The following is a 1,096-nucleotide window of genomic DNA, read 5'->3' as shown; positions in this document are numbered from 1 at the left end:
CCGCTGTGCCCGTCAGCGCATCCTTCACGCTGCCAAGCTGACCTTTGGAAGTGTAGGTGTACAGCAGGTCATCCACGTAGGCGGACGAGGTCCCCGTCCGCTTCAGCGTCTGGATATTCCCCAGCCGGTCATAGCTCAGCTCCTCTTTGCCGCGGCCGCTGCCCAGCGTACCGCTGGTCAGCCTGTTCAGCCGGTCATAGCCATAGCTGTATGTCTCCGTCACCTCCGTGTTCTGCAGGTTCCGCCGTTTGAACACCTGGTAGGCGATATTGCCGTTATGGTATTTCACCGTGCCCGTATTGTACTGCAGTTCCTGCTTGAAAAGTCCCGCCTCCGCCGTGCGCAGCCAGCCGCGTTCGTTGTAGCCGTAGGCCACGCTCTGTGCGTAACCGCCGGCCGTACCGTGCAGGTTCTTTCTCTTCAGCTGCCCGATCTCGTTGTACTCGTTCCGCGCGATCAGCGTCCTCGCCCCCTGCGTGCCGCCCTCTTTCACCGTCTTCCATGTATCCACCAGCCGGTCCCGGTGGTCATAGGAGTATTCCGTGGTGACCGTAACCGTTGCCGCGCCCGTTGCATAGTGGTTCCGTACGCTCTTTTCCGGCCTGCCCGAAAAGGTATAGGTATCGGCGATGTCATCATAATTCGTTGCGTTCACCGCTGCCCCTTTGTAATGCTGTCTGAAGAGCCGCACCACCTGTCCCAGCGCATCATAGTGCATCACCTCCCAGAGCATGTTGGCCGTGCCCGTCCCCGCACCCAGCACCTTCGTCAGCGTGGCCGTGGCAAGCCCCTGGGTGGCCGTGCTGTAACCCGTCGGTTTGAAGGCTGCCGGCGGCGACAGCGGAAGGTTATAGTTATCGTAGTAATGCAGGCTCAGTGTGGTGCCGATGGCCGTGGTCGGCCAGGCCGCGTTCGTATAGCCGTTGCCCGCCGTGCCGTTGCGCGTTTCCCACAGCGTCGTTACGCCGTTTACCTGGGCCTGCAGGTTCGTACGGCTGATGGCCGTCCCCCCGTTGTTCCACAGGCCCGTCAGTACCGCCCGGCCAAGCCCGTCATATTTGGTCACCGTCCATTCGTTGCGCGTCCGCTGGTTGGC

Annotated in this window: 1 pseudogene; it reads right to left on the bottom strand. The window is 61.6% G+C overall.

From position 1 onward, the window contains the following. Positions 1-1,096: pseudogene (locus RYH73_RS26555) on the bottom strand (hypothetical protein); the annotation flags it as partial.

It is taken from the genome of Olivibacter sp. CPCC 100613 (assembly GCF_036959255.1).
Lineage (GTDB): Bacteria > Bacteroidota > Bacteroidia > Sphingobacteriales > Sphingobacteriaceae > Olivibacter.
The sequence above is the reverse complement of the archived record's forward strand: the minus strand, read 5'-3'. Positions and strand labels throughout refer to the sequence as shown.